Here is an 878-nt window from a genome sequence, read left to right as displayed (position 1 = left end):
CTAGTGTTTCGCTCGAATAGTTTCTTTTCGTTTGATTTTGGCGATGATCTCGTCGGCGTCTTTGGTCCAGGAGAATGGTTCGCAGCGGTCGTTCCAGCCGTCGATGAAGGTGCCGATCGTGGCGGTGAGCTGTTTGACGGAGGTGAATGAGCCGCGGCGGATGGCTTGGCGGGTGATGATGCCGAAGAAGATCTCGACCATGTTCAGCCAGGAGCAGCCTGTCGGGGTGAAGTGCAGGGTGATCCTGGGGTGCTTGGCGAGCCAGGCCCTGACGTTGGCGTGTTTGTGGGTGCGGTAGTTGTCGCACACGATGTGCAGCTCGGTGTCGGGGTAGGCGGCGGCGACCTTCTTCAAGAACGCCAGGAACTCGGTGTTGCGGTGGCGGCGGTAGCAGGCGTCGGCGCCGATGCGGCCGGTGGCGACCTCCAAGGCGGCGAACAGGGTGGTGGTGCCGTGCCGGATGTAGTCGTGGGTCTGCTGCTCGGGGATGCCCGGACGGATCGGCAGGATCGGCTGGCTGCGCTCCAGTGCCTGGCATTGGGACTTCTCATCCACGCTGAGCACGATCGCGTTCTCCGGTGGATCGAGGTACAGCCCGACCACGTCACGGATCTTGGTCTCCAGTTGCGGGTCGGTGGAGAACTTGAAGCCCTCCTTGCGCCAGGGCTGCAGCCCGTAGGACCGCCATACCTCCACCACCGTGGAGGGTGCGACGCCCAGTTCCTTGGCCAGCAGCCGGCTGGACCAGTGCGTCACCCCCAACCTGGCGGGAGGCGGTTCCAGCGTGCGCACCACGATCTCCACCTCGTCCACGCTGCGCGGACGCCCCGGCCGGGCGGCATCGGTCAGCGCCGCGATCCCGCCCGAGGTGTACCGGT

At 65.1% G+C, this 878-nt stretch carries 1 protein-coding gene; it reads right to left on the bottom strand.

Annotated features, from left to right (window positions below; translation table 11 throughout):
• Positions 1 to 878: IS630 family transposase (locus amrb99_RS49480; RefSeq protein WP_190869037.1), on the bottom strand; the 878-nt coding region annotated here is incomplete at its 5' end.

The sequence above is a fragment of the Actinomadura sp. RB99 genome, assembly GCF_014706005.1.
In the GTDB taxonomy this organism is placed as follows: domain Bacteria; phylum Actinomycetota; class Actinomycetes; order Streptosporangiales; family Streptosporangiaceae; genus Spirillospora.
This window is presented reverse-complemented; position numbering and strand designations above follow the sequence as displayed.